The sequence below is a fragment of the Rheinheimera soli genome (genome assembly GCF_031457405.1).
GTDB classification, from domain to species: Bacteria; Pseudomonadota; Gammaproteobacteria; order Enterobacterales; family Alteromonadaceae; genus Pararheinheimera; species Pararheinheimera soli_A.
The window spans coordinates 14,081-32,431 of the sequence record NZ_JAVDWR010000002.1 but is presented as its reverse complement, the minus strand read 5'-3'; the positions used below and the strand labels follow the sequence as shown (position 1 = coordinate 32,431).

16 protein-coding genes are annotated in these 18,351 nt (G+C 46.4%); 11 read left to right on the top strand and 5 right to left on the bottom strand.

The genetic code is table 11. From position 1 onward, the window contains the following. Positions 1–23: 23 nt before the first annotated feature. The 4 genes from J2W69_RS04895 to J2W69_RS04880 are packed head-to-tail and all read left to right on the top strand — an operon-like array spanning position 24 to position 4,538. A complete protein-coding gene (locus J2W69_RS04895; RefSeq protein WP_310275146.1) occupies positions 24–2,354 on the top strand; it encodes a bifunctional diguanylate cyclase/phosphodiesterase in 2,331 nt (776 codons plus the stop codon). Further along, positions 2,351–3,178, top strand: coding sequence for a DUF3034 family protein (locus tag J2W69_RS04890; protein WP_310275144.1), 828 nt, complete (start codon positions 2,351–2,353; stop codon positions 3,176–3,178). The genes J2W69_RS04895 and J2W69_RS04890 overlap by 4 nt, the downstream gene beginning before the upstream one ends. Next, on the top strand, positions 3,172–3,588 hold the full coding sequence (locus J2W69_RS04885; protein ID WP_310275142.1) for a group I truncated hemoglobin: 417 nt from the start codon (positions 3,172–3,174) through the stop codon (positions 3,586–3,588). Before J2W69_RS04890 ends, J2W69_RS04885 begins: the two co-directional genes overlap by 7 nt. Continuing rightward, positions 3,588–4,538 (top strand): D-2-hydroxyacid dehydrogenase, encoded by a 951-nt coding sequence (locus J2W69_RS04880; protein ID WP_310275140.1) that lies wholly within the window; start codon positions 3,588–3,590, stop codon positions 4,536–4,538. The genes J2W69_RS04885 and J2W69_RS04880 overlap by 1 nt, the downstream gene beginning before the upstream one ends. On the opposite strand, the gene J2W69_RS04875 is transcribed toward J2W69_RS04880, so the two are convergent. Then, positions 4,507–5,370 carry a kinase gene (locus J2W69_RS04875; RefSeq protein WP_310275138.1) on the bottom strand — a complete coding sequence of 288 codons (864 nt, stop codon included), beginning with the start codon at positions 5,368–5,370 and terminating at the stop codon, positions 4,507–4,509. The two genes, J2W69_RS04880 and J2W69_RS04875, sit on opposite strands and share 32 nt — an antisense overlap. Positions 5,371–5,450: 80 nt before the next feature. Here J2W69_RS04875 and J2W69_RS04870 point away from each other — a divergent pair, with 80 nt between their 5' ends. After that, complete coding sequence (locus J2W69_RS04870) at positions 5,451–7,430, top strand: tetratricopeptide repeat protein (protein ID WP_310275136.1); 1,980 nt, start codon at positions 5,451–5,453, stop codon at positions 7,428–7,430. On the opposite strand, the gene J2W69_RS04865 is transcribed toward J2W69_RS04870, so the two are convergent. After that, the gene (locus J2W69_RS04865) at positions 7,427–8,260 is read right to left on the bottom strand and encodes an RluA family pseudouridine synthase (protein WP_310275134.1); all 834 of its coding nucleotides are present in this window, start codon (positions 8,258–8,260) and stop codon (positions 7,427–7,429) included. The genes J2W69_RS04870 and J2W69_RS04865 overlap by 4 nt on opposite strands. Positions 8,261–8,343: 83 nt before the next feature. On the opposite strand from J2W69_RS04865, the gene J2W69_RS04860 reads away from it, so the two are divergent. Then, complete coding sequence (locus J2W69_RS04860; protein ID WP_310275132.1) at positions 8,344–9,000, top strand: choice-of-anchor H family protein; 657 nt, start codon at positions 8,344–8,346, stop codon at positions 8,998–9,000. Positions 9,001–9,041: 41 nt separating this feature from the next. On the opposite strand, the gene J2W69_RS04855 is transcribed toward J2W69_RS04860, so the two are convergent. Then, positions 9,042–10,433 carry a PhoH family protein gene (locus tag J2W69_RS04855; RefSeq protein ID WP_008899305.1) on the bottom strand — a complete coding sequence of 464 codons (1,392 nt, stop codon included), beginning with the start codon at positions 10,431–10,433 and terminating at the stop codon, positions 9,042–9,044. 276 nt (positions 10,434–10,709) lie between these two features. Here J2W69_RS04855 and rapA point away from each other — a divergent pair, with 276 nt between their 5' ends. The 5 genes from rapA (at position 10,710) to J2W69_RS04830 (ending at position 16,881) form a co-directional block, all read left to right on the top strand. Then, a complete protein-coding gene (rapA, locus tag J2W69_RS04850) occupies positions 10,710–13,625 on the top strand; it encodes an RNA polymerase-associated protein RapA (protein WP_405047870.1) in 2,916 nt (971 codons plus the stop codon). Between the two features lie 11 nt (positions 13,626–13,636). Beyond that, on the top strand, positions 13,637–14,290 hold the full coding sequence (locus J2W69_RS04845; RefSeq protein ID WP_405047869.1) for a pseudouridine synthase: 654 nt from the start codon (positions 13,637–13,639) through the stop codon (positions 14,288–14,290). A gap of 185 nt (positions 14,291–14,475) precedes the next feature. Further along, positions 14,476–15,543, top strand: coding sequence for an OmpA family protein (locus tag J2W69_RS04840; protein WP_310275129.1), 1,068 nt, complete (start codon positions 14,476–14,478; stop codon positions 15,541–15,543). A 144-nt stretch (positions 15,544–15,687) separates the two neighbouring features. Then, a complete protein-coding gene (locus J2W69_RS04835; RefSeq protein ID WP_310275127.1) occupies positions 15,688–16,455 on the top strand; it encodes a DUF3530 family protein in 768 nt (255 codons plus the stop codon). An 81-nt stretch (positions 16,456–16,536) separates the two neighbouring features. Continuing rightward, positions 16,537–16,881, top strand: coding sequence for a DMT family protein (locus J2W69_RS04830; RefSeq protein ID WP_310275125.1), 345 nt, complete (start codon positions 16,537–16,539; stop codon positions 16,879–16,881). Here J2W69_RS04830 and djlA read toward each other — a convergent pair. Both djlA and murU read right to left on the bottom strand, forming a co-directional pair. Next, complete coding sequence (djlA, locus tag J2W69_RS04825) at positions 16,878–17,678, bottom strand: co-chaperone DjlA (RefSeq protein ID WP_310275123.1); 801 nt, start codon at positions 17,676–17,678, stop codon at positions 16,878–16,880. The two genes, J2W69_RS04830 and djlA, sit on opposite strands and share 4 nt — an antisense overlap. After that, the gene (murU, locus tag J2W69_RS04820; protein ID WP_310275121.1) at positions 17,668–18,351 is read right to left on the bottom strand and encodes an N-acetylmuramate alpha-1-phosphate uridylyltransferase MurU; all 684 of its coding nucleotides are present in this window, start codon (positions 18,349–18,351) and stop codon (positions 17,668–17,670) included. Before murU ends, djlA begins: the two co-directional genes overlap by 11 nt.

Here is an 18,351-nt window from a genome sequence, read left to right as displayed (position 1 = left end):
ATTCGCTGCCACAACGAGGTCAAATGTTCGATTCATTGCGTAGTCGTCTGGTCGTATCGCTGGTTAGTCTGTTAACCATTCTGGCTTTAGCCAGTGGTTTCGCGACTTTAAATGCGATGAAAAAAGACAGTGAGCAGCAAGCCCAACAAGTGTTAAGGGTTGCGGCTAATGTGTTTTTACAGGCGCTGGAAAACAGAGCCAGTCAGCTCACCAATTCTGTCAGTATTCTGGCCAGCGATTTTGCTTTTCGCAATGCAGTGGCCACAGCTGAGCAGGAAACTATTTTATCCGTGCTGGAAAATCATGGCAGCAGAGTCAATGCCGATTTGGTATTGCTTTTATCTCCTGACGGAGATTTATTGGCCAGTACCAGCACAGATTTAGACAGTGCCGATGTGAAACCTGTGTTTTTACAAAGCAAAGCCAGCCAGTCCAGCACATTAAACGATATTCTTGTATTGGCAGGTAATTCTTATCAATTAGTACTTGTCCCGGTGAGAGCTCCGCAAACCATAGCATGGGTAGGCATGGGCTTTAGCTTAAACAAGGAACTGGCTGAACAAATCAAAGGCATTACGGGCCTTGATATCAGTTTTACCACCAACAGCGACAGAGGCAATCAGACCTTACATTCTACTCTGTCAGAGGCGACACAACATAGTCTGTTGCCTTTATTGCCTAATCTGGCAGACACAAAACAACAACCCTTTAGCAGCAATGAAGGTGAGTTTTTATCTTTAGCTTTAGCCTTAGATCAGCAGCAAATGCTCTGGGCCGTGTTGCATTATCCAAGTGCCCGCTGGCAGGAAAGTTACCAGCAAATCCGCCATCAATTGTTATTCATTTTTGGTGTAAGTTTAACCTTGGCGCTGTTGTTGGCTTTTGTTATAGCCCGCAGCATTACTCAGCCATTACGTTTATTATCCGACTTTGCCAGCCAGATAGGTCAGGGCCTGACTACAGCAGATGTGCCTGCAGCCAAAGGCGAAATTGGGGTACTGGGAAACACCTTACATAAGATGCAACTGGATATCCGCAGCCGGGAAGCTGAACTGCTGTACCAGGCTGAACATGATTCCCTGACAGCGTTAAAAAACCGCGGTGCTGCCGAACGCAAGCTGGCCGAGCTGCTGCCCACTGAAAATGTCGGCTTATTGCTGCTGAATATAAAAAACTTTCGCCATATTAATGATGCTTTAGGTTTTGCCAATGGAGACTCTTTATTGCAGCAAATGGCACATCGTCTGGCTCAACTTAATCCAACCCCTTTGCTGGCCGCCCGTTTAGGTGGAGATGAGTTTTTATTGCTGTATAACCAGCATCTTAATGCCACGCAAGTAGAACAGTTAAGGCTGCAACTGCATTCAGGTTATTTATTGGCTGATTCACCTTTGAGTTTAAAGGTGTCAGTGGGTGCCTATAATATTGCGCCTGGCAGCGTACACGCCAACGATGCAATTCGACGACTGGATATTGCGTTAAGCCATGCTAAACAGCTGCCAGGAATGCTTGCCTTTTATCAGCAAGGTCAGGATGAAAGCCATCAGCGTGAGCTGACTATTTTGCGTGACTTACCGGCAGCCTTGCTGCAAAACCAGCTCTTTGTGGTGTATCAGCCCAAAGTGGAGCTGGGCCAAAGAAAGTGCAGCTCCGCTGAGGCGCTGATCCGCTGGGTCCATCCGGAACTGGGCTTTGTACCCCCGGATGAGTTTATTAAGTTAGCGGAACATTCGGGCAATATAGCGCTGGTCACCGAATGGATACTCAACACTGTGGCAGCTCAGTTGGCCCTTTGGTATCAACAAGGTAAGCATATTACTGTGGCCGTTAACCTGTCGGCCCATGACTTAACCAATCCACAATTACCCTCAGACATTGCCGCTCTTTTAAAGCGCCATCAACTGCCTGCTTCAGTTTTAGCGCTCGAAGTTACTGAAGGTGCTGTGATGCAGGATCCAAAACAGGTGATCCAGATACTCACCGAACTCCGTACCATGGGAATAGAATTGGCTATTGATGACTTTGGTACAGGCCAGTCGTCTCTGGCTTATTTAAAACAACTGCCAGTGCATGAAGTAAAAATTGACCGGGCTTTTATTAAAGACATTGAACATAATCAGGATGACGCTTTAATTGTCAGTGCGACCACTCAGTTGGCTCATAGTTTGGGTTTAAAAGTAACAGCCGAAGGTTTGGAGAACAGAGCCGGACTTGCAAAGTTGCAGCAATATCACTGTGATAAAGTGCAAGGCTACTTTTTCTCTAAACCTTTAACAAGCGAGCTTTTCAGCGAATGGCTTCAACAGTTTGAAGACCAGAGCCAGGAATGGTTCGGACAAGAGATAAGCCAATGAAAAAAATTTTAAGTGCGCTGTGCTTATTGTTAGCCAGCAGTAGCCTGATGGCTGGTTCAAAAGTTATAGCCACAGGAGGCGCCACTAACATCGAAGGAAATTCGGGGGGTGGCATAGTGCCATGGGCAACTATCAACGGCTACAGCAGCAGTGATGAATGGTCGGTCAATACCTTTGCAGCCAGAGTGGGAGTGGATGATTTTACGCTGGATAGTTATGGTGTGGGTGCCAGTTTCAATAACCAGTGGGAACTGTCATTTGCCCGCCAAAAGCTAGGTCTCGACACTATAGGCGGTGAACTGCGGCAGGACATTCTGGGCATAAAATACAAAGTGGCAGGCGAATTATTGTATACCGCTATGCCGCAAATCAGTCTGGGTCTGCAGTTCAAGAAAAACCGTGATTTCGCTTTACCTGCGGCAGTAGGTGCTGGCGATGATTCAGGTTATGAGTTTTATATTGCCGCCACCAAAGTATTTTTTGATGCTGTGGCAGGCCGCAACCTGTTGCTCAATGCCACAGTGCGCTCTACAGATGCGCATCAAACCGGTTTATTGGGTTTTGGTGGTCAGGGCGTTGAGCATAAGCTGATGTTTGAAAGCTCAGCCGTTTTACTGCTGAATTACAATCTGGCTGTTGGCACGGAATTTAAACAAAAGCCCAACCAACTGGGTTTTGCTGACGAACAACACTGGCGGGATTTATTTGCCGCCTGGTTTATTAATAAAAATGCATCTGTGGTTTTAGGTTATGTCGACTTAGGTGATATAGCGGGCCTTACAGAACAGACGGGCTTTTATTTATCAGTGGAGGGCACATGGTGAAGTACCTGTTGCTAATAGCGACCTTAACCTTAACCGCCTGCCAGCAAAAGCCGGAAACCAGCTTGTACCAACGTTTAGGTGCAGAAACCGGCGTTGAAAAAATTGTCGATGGTGTTTTGCATGCCATCGAGCATGATCAAAGCATAGTGCAGCATTTTGCCGACACCGACATCCCCAGATTTCGTCGTTTGCTGATAGAGCAGTTTTGTGAACTTTCGGGCGGGCCCTGCACCTACACAGGCGTCTCCATGCAGGAAAGCCATACAGGTTTTCAGATCACTCAGGCGCACTTTGATGCACTGGTCAATCATCTGATCACCGCTATGCAGCAGCAAAATGTGGCTATCGAAGCTCAGAATGAATTTCTGGCTCTATTAGCCCCTATGTACAAAGACGTAGTGTATCGCTGATGACCAAAGTAGTGTTTCTTGATGCTGCCACTATGGCAGTAACCGATCTGAGCCCTTTACAGCTGCCTGATGTCACGCTAATGCTCTACCCTCAAACCAGTGCTGAACAAGTGTTAACTCATGCCAAAGACGCTCAGGTCCTGATCAGCAATAAAGTCCCTCTGGATGCGAAAGCTATAGCGGCTTTGCCAGAACTACGCTGTATTCTGGTCGCAGCTACAGGTGTGAATATGGTCGATTTAGTTGCGGCCAAAGCAGCGGGTATAGTGGTCTGTAATGTTCAGGCTTATGCAGGCACTGCTGTACCTCAGCAGGTTTTTGCTTTATTGCTACAACTGACCAACCATATCCAGTCGTATCATCAGGCTGTACAACAAGGGTTGTGGAGTCAGAGCTCGCAGTTCTGCCTGCATCTGCACCCTATAGAAGAACTGGCGGATAAAACTATGACTCTGGTGGGGTATGGTGATTTAGGTCGGGCCACTGCTCGTCTGGCTGAAGCTTTTGGTATGAAGCTATTGATTGCTGAACGGCCTGATGCCATAGAAATACGCCCGGGCCGAACCGCTTTTGAAAACGCAATTCGCCAGGCCGATGTGTTGTCTTTGCATTGCCCGCTCAATGCAGCTACAGAAAAGCTGATGAATGCCAACACCTTAAGCTGGATGAAACCCACAGCATTGTTGATCAACACTGCCCGGGGTGGGCTGATTGACGAAAAAGCACTGGCGGAAGCTTTAACAACAGGCCGTCTGGCTGGGGCCGCTTTGGACGTACTCAGTGTTGAGCCACCAGCTGTCAGCCATATGCTGCTGAACAAGTCCATTCCTAATCTGATTGTGACGCCACATGTGGCCTGGGCCAGTCGTCAGGCGATGCAACGTCTGGTGGGACAACTGTCGGAAAACCTGCAGGCCTTTATCCGTCAACAACCTGTTCGTCAGGTGTAAGACGGATAAAGTGATGCTGCAAGTCCAGCTCCAGAATAAAATCTGCACACTGTGGTAGTTGTCGCCAGCTCTCTTGCGTCAAACGCTGGAAAAACAACATAAAAGCTTCCAGTTGTGCAGGGCTTTTTCCTCTGCCCAACTGCTGCAAAGGCTGTTCCTGCCAGGCCCGCCAGCGACAAACCGCCTGCCAGTCCGGTGCATTCAGCCAAATCAGCTGCTCCAGCTCCTGCCAGAGCAGCTGATAATCCCCAGCCAGTTGTTGGTTCACCTGATACCGCCATAAAGCATCAGGGTCCTGCTGTTGTTCCAACTCATTGATACTCTGTTGCAGTTCGGTATCCGACTGTGGTTTCAGCCCGATACACCAGCCTTCCAGGATCAGCAATCGTGCCTCTGTTGCAGATGTTGCTGTAGCCACTTTATCCAGGCCTTTGTCATAACGACGCCAGTGCTGCGGTTCTGCCCTTTTAAATCCCTGCAGCTGTGATAACAAAAGTTCAGTGTCATGAGTACCAGGCACTCCACGTTCAGCAAAAAGTGGATGCCAAAGCTTGGCTTGTTTTAGCCTTTGGGCTGGTTCGAGATAATAATCATCCAAAGATACCACGTCAGCCTGAACACCAAATCCTGACCATAGCTGTTGCAAAGCGACTGCCAGACTGCTTTTCCCACTGCCCTGAGCGCCACTGATGCCTATAATGAAAGGCGTTGATGGTTGCAACTGACTTAATCTGCTGAGCTGTTCATTTGTTAAAATATGGCTAACCATTTGAGCTTTCAGGCTATAAAAAAGCCACTGCTTTAGCCATAAATTGCTAACATTTTCAGTCACTAAGCACCTCGTCGTTTTCGTCTGGCTGTCTGATTTTCTTTCAGTTACACTGCGTTGTCTATTTCCTGGAGAACTTCCGCATGCGCTTTGCTTTCTGCTTTTTTCTGCTGTCATTTGCAACCAGCACTTATGCGGCGGACCTGCCTCTATTACTGGAGCAAACCAAAGCCAATCCGCAGGCACGGATCGCTGCACAGCAAACTAAAGCTGCACGTACTGCGACAGAGTATTTCCTGTTAGCTTACAGCCATTATGTGCTGAAAAATAAAGAAGCTGCGTTGGAGTTCAGTAATAAAGCTCTGACTTTAGAACCTGACGCTGAGCTTGCAGCTCGTATTTTATTAATGCAGGCTTTAACTTTTGGCGTATTTTATCGTGACACAGCCCTTGCGGTTGAAAAACTAAAACTGGCACAGGCTATTTTACCCGAGGAAAATAGCCCAATGCTGCAGGCCTTACGAATGGACATTCTGGAAAGTTTTTCGCAAGCTTACAATCAGCAAGGGAAAACTGAGCTGGCGATGGAAGCCGCTGCAGAAAGTCTGACTTTGGCGACCCAGGCAGCAGATAAACAGCGTCAGTTGGATTCGATGATCATGTTGGGCCGCCTGCATTTACAAAACAATCATTTGACTAAAGCCTATCAGCATTTTAAATCGGCCTTGCCGCTTGCCATTGAATTGGCGGATCAACAAGCCATTGCCTCGATCAATATGCGTCTGGGTATGGCCTATCAAAAGCTTGGACAACACGAGCGGGCGTTGCAGCATTTTGAAGAAGCTGGCAGGCTTTATCAGCAGTTAGATAGTCTAAGCAGTCAGGTCAATGCTCTGATTAATATTGGCGACAGCCAACTGGTGCTGAAACAAATAGATAAAGCGAAAGTCACTTACAACAATGCTCTGAAATTAGCAGTGGATAGTCAGGATCCCCATATGCTGATCTCAGCTTATGTCAGTTTGTCAGAGCTGGCATTTGAGCAAAACGATCTGGACCAATCCGAACAGTTGCTGATCAAAGCGCATCAGTTAGCCAGTCAGGTCTCAGCACAGTCCATCAAATCTGAGACTGCATTGTTCCTTGTTCATGTCTTTATCAAAAAGAAAAACTACAGTGCCGCAAAACAATTGCTGGATGAAGCAGCGCCACAACCGGATAAACTTCCGGGTTATCTGAAATACAAACACTTAACTTTAAGCGCCGAATTGGCAGCCCTGGAACAACAATGGCAACAGGCCTATCAGTTGGAGAAGTCGGCCAATCAACTGGAAATAGCTCAGTTAAACGACGACAGCAAAATACAGCTGGACAGCCTGCAAAGCAGCCTTGAACTGCAGATGCAGCAAGAAAAACAACAGCAGTTGCATTTAGCCAGGCATAAACAGCTGCAGCAATGGTTGCTGATTAGCTTAGCCCTGCTGGCTATTGCACTTTTCAGCTTACTTTTGTCATGGGGCAAACAGAAAAAAAATCGTGCCGGTAGCATAGTACAGCAACCTCAATGGCGCAGTTTTACTGAATTATTGTTGCATCATCATAGAGTTAAAACTCAGGGGCAGTTGCTGGTGGTTATTCCGGCGCAAGCTACAACGCTGATGAACAAAGGTATACAACAAGTCAACACAGATCTTGTTCAGTTCAGGGCAGTTTTGGATCTGGCGTTATTTTGGGTTGAGCAGGAGCAAGAGTTCTGGTTGTATTGCGCTTCAGAGCAGAGTGCTTATGAGATGCAACAGCAATTGTTGCAGAGCTTGCCCTCAGACTATCAGCCTTATTCTGCAGTTTTACCCTTGCATGCCTTATTGTCTCAACGTATTTGCGAGCAGGACTTAGATGCACTGCGGGAACTTATGTGGTACAGCCTGTTTTTGGCACAACAACAAGGACTGCAAGGCGCTTTGGAATTCCACTACCAATGCAATCAGAACCGACCTTGCGCCTGGCAAACAGATAACCTGCGACAGGATTTATTTAATGCCATCAGCCTGGGATTACTGGAAGTTCAGGCGAACGGCATTTCATTAAGTGACAAACTGCAACAGCAACTGGCGCAGATTTAAAGCTGTACTAAGTGTGCTGGCAGTTCAAACTCCATGGCAGTTTTTCGAAATGGACAAATAAACTTCAGCTTCACCGCCTGCAGCATCAAACCTTGTTCGTTTTTATTGCCAGAGCCATAAGCCGGGTCTCCCATCACAGGGTGCCCTGCCAGTGCAAAGTGACGGCGGATCTGGTGTTTACGACCTGTAATGAGTTTTACCCTGATGATGCTGCTGCGATGTTCTTCTGAATAAGATTCGAGCTCAAATTCAGTGGTACAGGCTTTGTCATCCAGTACTGCAGTTAATTGACCTTCTGCCAGCAGTTCATCTGAGAGCTGACCTTTGACTTCAATCCGGTACTCTTTCTCAATTTTATGCTGCTGTATCATCAGACTAAAAGCCGCAGCTGCTTGCTTGGTATGAGCGATCAAGACTAAACCACTGGCTTCACGATCCAGCCTGTGTAATAAAAACACCTGACGTTTGCCTTGCCAGTGCAACTCTGCAAAGCGCAGTAAAGCCAGATGATCTCCCCATTCATTGCCTTGCGACAACATACCAGCAGGCTTAAACCAGACACTGTAACCACGAGCTTCGTGAATGAGAACTGCCGGATCACAGCTGCGCTGCAGCAATTGTTCGTCGTAATTCAGCTCCAGACTGTCACCTGGTAATAAATCGGCCTGAGCACGCCGCATTCTTTTATTTTGTTTACCCCGGCGCCACAACACAGCACCTTTATTCATTGCGTCTTTCAGCCGGCCTTTACTAAGTTGTGGCGCAGCCGCGACCAAAGCTTCAATAGCTTGTTGTGCTTCGGTGACCTGGAGCTTTTTTGTCAGTTTCAAAATATGTGTTCACTTAAAAAGAGTTCAGCCAGTATTCATGGCCCTTGGCCTGTAATGATACCAAAGCTAAGGAGGCTCTGTGTATGCGTAAATTTTTTCTGGTCAGTTTATTTGCTGTAATGCCGTTTGTTACTTTGGCCGCGCCTGCAGAAGTCGCATCCACTAAAGAGTCATTTAAGCTGCCATCACAAGTGGCGGCGACAGCCAAACCTAAAGCAACACTGCGCAGCAGCGGCGCTTTAATTCAACGTGTCGAAAACAATGTCTGGTTTGATAGCATAGATATTTCATTTGATGCAGATTTAAATAATAACGGCTTTTATCATAGCCTCTATGTCCGCTTTGATGCTGATACGAACTATAACTCTGTGCCTGTCTATGCCCATTTTGCGCTGAAACGCGCCGGAGCCCCCGAAGTTATTATTCATACCAGCTCGATATTTACATTGCATGGCACCAGTGCAGACGACTGGTTTGCGATAGAAAGTGAGCTGATCCATAGCCTGCCACCAGCCTACTACGATCTGGTGATCCGGATTTATGATGCGGACTACAACGACTTGTTAGCCGAAATTTCGGGATTCGACGAACCTGCATTGTCAGAATTACCGCTGGAAGATTATTCTTATGACAAACCACAAGTTGTGATCATTAAAGAGGATAGCGGCAGTCTGGGCTGGTTCAGTCTGGTGGCATTGGTTGGTATAGCTCTGAGCAGGCGCAAACTGAAAGTAGTTTAACAAAGAAGAGCCCCGCAACAAGGCGGGGCGTTTTCCACAGCTTATAGATTTGCCTCTGCAAAAGAAGCCAATCGGCTACGCACTACCCCATTGAGATTAACAGTAGTGCTGCCTTCAAAGTTTTTGAAACGCTCTACGATATAAGTTAAACCAGAAGTCACAGCCGTCAGGTAGTTACTGTCTATTTGTGACAGGTTACCCGAACAAATCAGCTTGGTGCCCTCGCCACAACGGGTGATGATGGTTTTCAGCTGCGCCGCACTTAAGTTCTGACATTCATCCAACAGTACTATCGCGTTTTGAATGCTTCGGCCACGCATAAAATTAACGGACTTAAACTGGATATTAGCCTTGTCCATAATGTATTGCACACTGGCATGAGGGTGCTCATCGGTTTTATGCAACACTTCCAATGAATCGGTAATAGCAGCCAGCCATGGCGCCATTTTCTCTTCTTCAGTTCCGGGTAAAAAGCCTATAGATTCAGCTATTTCCGGTGTATTCCGGGTAACTATCACTTTGTCGTACAGCCCCTTTTCAATCACCAGTTCCAGCGCAGCCGCTAAGGCAATCAAAGTTTTACCACAACCTGCGGGCCCGGTCAGGATCACTAAATCCATATCAGGGTCCAGCAGAGCATTCAGCGCCATCGCCTGATAAATGTTTTTCGGGTGAATACCCCAGGCATGTTTGTGCATCAGGCGTTCAAAACCTAAATCGAGAATTTTGATTTCCTGTTCGTTAATTTCAAGCACCCGACCAGCAAAAGTTTCGGCTTCATCAATCAGGTATTCATTCAGGTAGGCATTAGGCAATACGGAGCGAGGCACAAAATGGTAGGTATCACGACCTTCGTTGTGGGTGCGGCAATCTTTGACCACAGACCAGAAATCACCAGAAAACTTGTAATAACCTTTGTATAAAAACCGCACATCATCAATCAATTGGTCAGTACGGTAGTCTTCAACCAGCTTCAGCCCTGCCCCTTTCGCTTTCAGGCGCATATTAATGTCTTTGGTCACCAGTATGACTTTGGTTGGCGCTTTTTCCCTTTGTAAAAATAAGGCGGTGTTAATAATCAGATGATCGTTTTCGCCACCAGGCAAGCCTGGAATTTGGTCACTGATATGATGGTCGTTGATAATAAATAAATGACCGGCATTTTTTTCTTCAAGATGGCAGGGTAAAGCAACCCCCAGCAGCATCTCTTCAGGTGAAGCGTCTTTGAGTACATCTTCCAGCGCACGAATGGCAATACGGGCTTCACGGCTGACGTCTTTATGTTTGTCTTTGATATGGTCTAATTCTTCGAGCACTGTCATCGGGATGACAACGTCGTGTTCCTGAAAGTTTAAGAAGGCGAAAGGTTCATGCAGCAGAATGTTGGTGTCCAGAACGTATATTTTTTTATCTTTAGCTCTTCTTCGCGCCATAAGCAGCTCCTTAGCGACAATAAAAACCATGAAAGTACATGGCAAAATACAACAATCCTTACTTCAACTCTGACTGGCTGCCTGATGTTTTGGTTCAGTTGAAGCAGAACTGTCAGTGCTTTTATTCATTTGATCTAAGCTTAGAGCAAAAATGCACTATCTGTATGACCAATAGATGACGATTTTTAATCTATGAAAAAAATACGTCATCACAGCTGATGCGGTCTCAGGCATTTCGCTGTACCATGGCGCGCCATTTTCTGCAGTGAGGACAAGATGATAAAATTTGCTTTGGGTCAACGTTGGATCAGCGACAGTGAGTCGGATTTAGGTTTAGGTACTGTGATTGGGCAGGAAGGCAGGATGCTGACTTTGCTGTTCCCGGCCAGTGGTGAAAACCGTCTGTACTCCATTCAGGAAGCGCCGCTGACCCGTGTACAGTTTAACCCGGGCGATACAGTCAAAAGTGCCGAAGGTTTCTCAGTATTAATCAGTGAAGTGGAAAGTAAAAACGACTGTTATATCTATCATGGCACCCGCACTGACACAGAAGAAACTGTGGCTTTGCGTGAATTGTTCCTCGATCATTTCATCAGCTTCAGCCAGCCTCAGGACCGTTTATTTGCCGGTCAGGTCGACCGTTTTGAAACTTTCCCTTTGCGCTTTCAAAGCTGGCAACATTTGCATCAGCAGCAACAAAGCCCGCTGCAAGGTTTAGTGGGCGGCCGGATGAGCCTTATTCCACACCAGCTTTATATCGCAGAAGAAGTGGCTAAACGTCATGCGCCCCGTGTACTACTGGCTGACGAAGTTGGTTTAGGTAAGACCATTGAAGCAGGTTTGATTATTCACCAGCAGGTACTGGCTGGTTTAGCCAAACGAGTGCTGGTTGTTGTGCCTGAGTCACTGCAACATCAGTGGCTGGTGGAAATGTTGCGTCGTTTTAACCTGAAGTTTTCTATTTTTGATGATGAACGTTGCGTTGAATCCTCTCTGGATGGCGGCAATCCGTTTGAAACCGAGCAACTGGTACTAACCAGCCTTGAGTTTCTGGTGAAAAAACGCAGCCATCATCAAAAAGCTGTGGACGCCGATTGGGACTTATTAGTGGTGGATGAAGCCCACCATTTGCACTGGAGCGAAGAAGCCTCCAGCACCGAATACCAGCGTATTGAAGAACTGGCTGAAGGCACAGCAGGTTTAATTTTGCTGACGGCCACTCCGGATCAGTTGGGTCATCAGAGCCATTTTGCCCGCTTACGTTTACTAGACCCGAATCGTTTCCATGACTATCAGGCTTTTATTGCCGAAGAGCAGAGCTACAAACATATCGCTGATTTAGCGGCAGCTGTAGTGGATCAGAGTCCATTAAGTTCAGCTTCCGCACAAGCATTAAGCCAGTTATTAACGGAAAGTGATATCAACAGGGCTTTAGCCTGTTTACAAAACGCAGACAGCAGCAGTGATGAAACAGAGCAGGCCAAACAGCAGTTATTAAATCAATTGCTGGACCGCCATGGCACAGGCCGGATTTTGTTCCGCAATAGTCGCAGTGCAATTTCAGGTTTTCCACAACGCCAGCCACAAACTGTTGCACTGGAGCTGCCTGAGCAATATAAAAACGCGTTAAAAGTACAGCAAGCCTTTAATAAACAACAAAGTCTGGAACAAAAAGCCAAAGCCAGTTTATTCCCTGAGCGGGTATTTCAGGAGTTTGAAGGCAAAGCCAGCAGCTGGTGGCAGTTTGACCCAAGAGTTGATCACCTGATTGCTCTGCTAAAACAACATAAACGCAGCAAATTTTTGCTGATATGCGCCCACGCCGATACAGCAATAGCGCTGGAAGAGGCGGTTCGGGTACGCGAAGGCATTCGTGCTTCTGTATTCCACGAAGGTATGAGCATTGTTGAACGGGATATGGCCGCTGCCTATTTTGCTCAGGAAGATAACAGTGCTCAGATGTTGGTCTGTTCAGAAATAGGCAGTGAAGGCCGTAACTTCCAGTTTGCTCATCATCTGGTGTTATTTGATTTACCATTGAACCCGGATTTACTGGAGCAACGTATAGGCCGATTAGACCGTATAGGTCAAACGCAGGATATTCAAATTCATATCCCGTATTTTACCGATCATCCACAGCAAGTACTTCTGGACTGGTATCAGCAAGGTTTACAAGCGTTAAGCCATACTTGCCAAACTGGTCGTTCAGTGTTTGAACACGTAGCCACTGAACTGTTTGAACTGCTTTCTGCCACTACGATGGACAAGGATGCGATTCAGACGCTGATCACCAAAAGTGCAGAGCTGAACCAGCAACTAAAACAGAAACTGGAACAAGGCCGTGACAAACTGCTGGAAATTAATAGCTCGGGTCGTGGTAAAGCCAGCGAGCTGGCCAGTGCTATCGCCGCTTTGGATGATGAAACCCGCCTGCCGATGTTTATGTTGCGGGCATGGGATGTTCTGGGAGTGAATCAGGACGACCGGGGTGAAAACAGCATGGTACTGACGATGTCAGAACATCTGCACAGCCATTATCCAATGCTGGACGACGACGGTATCAGTGTCACCTTTGACCGTGCTACAGCGTTGGCTCAGGAAGATATTCAGTTTTTAAGCTGGGATCACCCTATGGTTCAAGGGACTTTAGATATCCTGACCAATGAGCAAATGGGCAACAGCTCTGTAGCTTTATTACCGAATAAAGCTTTGCCTGCCGGTACTTATTTTGTTGAATTTATCTTCATAGTTGAAGCCAGCGCACCAAAAGAGCTGCAACTGGGCCGTTATCTACCTGTCACTCCTGTGCGCTTGCTGTTGGAGAAAAATGGGAAAAATCTTGCTGCAAATGTTGGCTTTGAGCAGTTTAATAAGCAGTTAAAACCAGTAGGCAGGCAACCTGCAGCCAAGATGGTGAAAGCTTTACAAAGCTTTATTCACCCGCTGATAGGTAAGGCTGTGGAACAAGCCACTGTGCGCCTTCTCGAAGTACAGCAACAAGCCCAGGAATTAATACAACAGAAATTAAAGGCTCAAATAGAGCGTTTACAGGCACTGCAGAAGCTGAATCCGTCCGTGCGACCAGAAGAAATTGCACATTTACAACAACAGCAACAAGAATTAACAGATTACATCAGTAAAGCCAGGTTAAAATTTGATGCGCTGAGGGTCGTGGTTGTCAGCCATGACTAAAAGTGAATATAATGTTGCTTGAGTATCAGCCACCAACCGAACCTTATCTGGACATAGTGTATCAGGATGATGATATTTTGCTCCTGAATAAACCCAGTGGTTTGCTGACAGTGCCGGGTAAGGCGCCTGAACACAAAGACAGCCTTGAGTACCGCGTACGGCTGGTATGGCCACAAGCACGTATAGTGCACAGATTAGATATGGCAACCTCAGGTCTGGTTGTAATGGCTATGCATGCTCAAAGTCAGCGTGATTTAAATAAGCAGTTTGAATTACGTCAGACCAAAAAACGCTATTTAGCCCGATTAGAAGGTCAGGTTTCAGTCGATTCAGGTGTTGTTGATTTGCCTTTGATATGTGACTGGCCCAACCGGCCCAAACAAATGGTGCACTTTGGATCCGGTAAGCCTTCTTTAACGTACTTTAAGGTGTTGGAGCGTACTTCACACCAAACGAAAGTAGAACTTACTCCCATTACAGGACGTTCGCATCAGCTGCGGGTGCATATGTTATGGCTGGGGCATCCGATACTGGGGGATAAGTTTTATGGAACTGAACAAGGAAAATGTTCAGTAGCCCGACTTCAATTACATGCCAGTTCTCTGAAACTAAGACACCCAACTTCAGGAACTGAGCTATATTTTGAGGTTGATTGCCCGTTTTAGCACCAAGATAAAAGGCAATTCAGAAAACTGTTAACCTAAGGTTCAGTTTTTTAAGGTAAACTTGGTACCGATGTGAGTAAACCGATGGATATCGGACAAAAACTTGTAATAACGAGCGACTAACTTTGCTTAAAATTTTTTAAGCAAATAGAATGGCCGCCGAAATTGACTCTTAGGAGATATGGATGAAACTAAGTACTAGCGCAATTGCCATTATGGCAGCTTTATTATCGACCACTGTTTTAGCAAATAGTTCAAAGCCAGTTGTAACTGACCGTGCTTTTGGTTCAGTTTTCGCTGAATACTACCTGCCAGACGGTGACAAAACTGAATCCCTTGAATGGAACTACCTGGATAAGGGTTATGGTTATGGTTTCGAGCTTGGCTACAACATCGACGAAACCTGGGCTGTGCGTTTCGAATACGCAAGAGATCGTCTGGAACAGTTAATTTCTGACAACAAGTTTGATGCAGACCGTTTTGGTGTAGATGCTTTATACAACATTGCTGGCACTGGCATGTACCTTGTTGGTGGTTTGAAGCATTTTGAAGTTGAAGGCAGCCACGACACTCAGGCAGTAAACATTGGTGTTGGTTACCGTCACTATGTTGGCGAACGTGTGTCTTTATTTGCTGAAATGAACCGCTTCCAGGGTCTGACTAACGACAGTTATGGCGATGCAAACATCAAACTTGGTGTTTCTATGCTGTTTGGCTCAGCGCCAGCAGTTGCAGAACCTACTCCGGCTCCGGAGCCAGTACAGGCTCCTGTTGTAGTTGTTGCTGACAGCGACAACGACGGTGTACCTGATTCAAGAGACCTGTGCCCAGGCACTCCATCTACTGATAAAGTAGATGCAAATGGTTGCTCAATCTTCACTGAAAAAGAAGTGAACTTCACGTTAAAAGCTCAGTTTGCTAATGACTCTGCTGAAATCAAACCAGAATACAACTCAGAAATCGCTGACTTAGCGGCTTTCCTGAAACGTTTCCCTGGTACTGATGTTGAAATCGGTGGCCACGCTTCTAACGTAGGTGGCGCTGCATACAACCTGAAATTATCAGAGCGTCGTGCTGATGCAGTAGCTAAAGTATTGTTAAACGAACATGGCATCAGTGCTAATCGTGTAACAGTAAAAGGTTACGGTGTTTCACGTCCAAAAGTTGCAGGTAATACTCAAGCTGCTCACGCTGCTAACCGCCGCATTGAAGCTGTTGTAACTGCAACTATCAAAGAAAAAGTAGAGCGTTAATCTCTTCCGCTTCGAAAAACCGCCGCAAGGCGGTTTTTTTTTGTTGGATCTCAGCTTTTACAGCTATAACTCAGTCTGTCCGATAAAGTTTAGTCGCACTTTGCCGATACCCTGCTCAGGTTCCGACTTTCAGAGTAACGTCTTATGTCATCGAAAATGTTAGCTTTTCTGCTGTTACTCAGTCTGTATACTCAGGGCGCTGAAGCAGTGTCTATGGAAGACTGGCATAAAGCCGATCTGAGCTGGCAATTGCCTGCGGATGAAATCACAGAGCTGCTGGCAGGCGACAAAAGCTTTCTGGCATTAAAAAGGGCAGCATTTACGCCGAAAGTTAAAGGCACTATGTTGTTTATCCCTGATTGGTCACAACATGCATCCAGCCCCAAAAATCTGAATTTATTACGAAAAGAGTTTAATGACTATGGTTGGGACACTTTGGCTATAGCGGTACCCGACGCTCCTTTAAGCGATGATACACAAGACTTAGAAAACTACAAAAACCAGTTACAACAACGCATTGAAGTCGCTATGACCAGTGCTATGGTATCAAACGGCACGGTGATCGTTGTGGCCCAGGGCAGCAGCGCGGCTTTGATCAGTCAACTTTACGCCGATAAAAAGCTGCAGGAACCCCAGTCACTGATTTTGCTCGAGGCCTATTTGCCAGCAGCAGATCAACAACGCAGCTTACCTCTGGCGATAGCCAAACAGCAGGTTCCCACTCTGGACTTGATGCAACAACAAGGTAATCAGCAAGTGGCAGCACAGTGGAAATTACGGAAACAACTGGCGAGGCAACAGCAGAAATTATTGTACCGTCAGCGGGAAATCAGTGGGCTTATCGCACAGGCCGAAACCCAACAACGTGTATTCAAAGAGATTTATGGCTGGTTAAGCTATCAGGGCTATTAAATTAATTTTTCCACTTATAAAAATCTATTAAACTACGAAACATCGCTATCCCCTCCCCTTCTTCACCGGAGACACCAGATTATGTCGCCTTTGCTCCAGACGGTCTTGTTGCTGACCGCCAGTAATATTTTTATGACTTTTGCCTGGTATGGCCATCTCAAACACTTTAAAAGCTCAGCTTTGTATATAGCGATCGCAGTATCCTGGGGTATAGCCTTATTTGAATACATGCTGATGGTGCCTGCTAACCGGATAGGTCACCAGGTGCTGAGTCTTGCTCAGCTGAAAATATTGCAGGAAGTCATCACTTTGAGTATTTTTATTCCGTTCGCAGTGTTCTATATGAGAGAGCCTTTTAAATGGAATTATGTCTATGCTGGCTTGTGTCTGCTGGGCGCTGTATATTTTATGTTTTTCCGCGATTAGCCACGCTGTTTACGAATTAACTCGTAAGCAGCTTGAATATCCTGAGTTTTTTGTTTGGCCACATCCATAAGTTCTGGCGGTAAACCTTGCGACATCAGCTTGTCTGGATGATGTTGTGCCATCAGCTTTTTATAAGCCTTTTTTAACTGTACCTCTGAACTGTCTGCGCTGATCCCTAAAATTTTATAAGCATCCGTCAAACGGCGTCCTGCATCTCCTGGTCCGTTGCTACTGTTTTTAGCAAAACGGGCTTCAGCTTCATAACGACTGAGCATCTGTTCAAACTGCGTCGCATTGATGCCTAATGCCGATGCCACCTGAGTCAATATCTTTTGTTCTGCACTGCTTAAATACAAATCGACATAAGCAGTACTGATTTGAATTTCCAGAAACATCAGCAGTACATCAGGCCTGGTTCGATAAACAGACCTGAATTCAGCCAGTTGTTCCAACAACGGAAAATCAGCCTGCTTACCATGCCGAAAAGCGGCCTGAGCTTCTTGTTTCTGCGCCGCAGTTAAACCTAATTGGTCCATAAAAACAGTAGCTTGCTGAATATGGGACTTAGTGACTACCCCATTAGACTTAGCAATATGGCCCATCACTGCAAAAGTGTTATAACGAAAAATCCCCTGAGCTTCAGACTTATCACGGGAAAAACCGTTAAAACCGCCATGACTGGCGAATACGCCTCCATAGGATCTGTCGAACCAGTGACCTATCAGTAAACCAATAAATAAACCAGGGATTTTCAGCAGAGCCATGCCAAATAAGGCACCAAGAATTTTACCCCACATGTTCAGACTCCAGTTGCGCCGATAATTCAGTCAGTCGCTGCACAGTACCAATGTCATGCCATACCCCCTTATAAAGCTCTGCTGTCACTTGCTGTTGTGCCATCGCTTCGCGTAAATAAGGTGCCAATTTTTGTTTCCCTTCGGCCACAGCACTGAAAAACTCAGGGTGGTAAACCGCTATGCCACTGAAAGTAAAACACTGAGCTGCTTCAGCCAAAGCCAAACCTGTTGCACTGATACCAAAATCCCCCTTCCGATGCTGTGGCGGATTAGGCACCAACACCAGATGAGCAAGGATGTCCGGAGCTAATTTATCCATCAGTTGCTGATAAGGATAATCACTGAAGATATCGCCGTTGATCACCATAAAAGGTTCATTCCCCAACAGGGGCAAGGCTTTTTTGATACCGCCGGCGGTTTCAAGGCCTTCGGCACCTTCGTTTGAATAACTGATGTTCAAACCAAACTGCTGACCAGTGCCTAGATGCTCTGGCAACAAATGACCCAGCCATGCATGATTAATGACAATGTCCTGCACTGCGGCTGCACGGAGCGCCTCCAGATGGTAGTGGATCAATGCTTTGCCAGCCACAGTTAACAAGGGTTTAGGTAACAGATCGGTTAAAGGTCGCATCCGCTCACCACGACCTGCTGCCAGTATCATTGCTTTCAT